The organism is Psychrobacter sp. GW64-MNA-CIBAN-0177 (assembly GCF_040309585.1).
Classification (GTDB): domain Bacteria; phylum Pseudomonadota; class Gammaproteobacteria; order Pseudomonadales; family Moraxellaceae; genus Psychrobacter; species Psychrobacter okhotskensis.
The window spans coordinates 1-249 of sequence record NZ_JBEOOY010000484.1 but is presented as its reverse complement, the minus strand read 5'-3'; the positions used below and the strand labels follow the sequence as shown (position 1 = coordinate 249).

The 249-nt window shown below is 40.2% G+C and carries 1 protein-coding gene; it reads left to right on the top strand.

The annotated features are described in order from the left end of the window. Positions 1-249 (top strand): hypothetical protein (locus AAEY79_RS15915; RefSeq protein ID WP_352289638.1); only part of this gene is annotated, 249 nt, incomplete at both ends.

The window sequence follows — 249 nt, the reverse complement described above, 5'->3', positions numbered from 1 at the left end:
GCTTACAACAAGCTTTGAAGAGAGTATTGATCACTACGAAGCACCATTTTTTAGCTACGAGAATTTAACCGAACCCTCAATCAAACCATTTACCTCTGTACCACTACAACATATAGACTTATCACTACAGCAAAATCATATCTCACAGCGGGATTTAGCGCTGAATTCAAATATTCGTGTACTTCCGAAATCAAGCTATCAGGCAGTGTTTTCAGCGCTTGCCGAAGACACTCAATCCTCATCCAATAC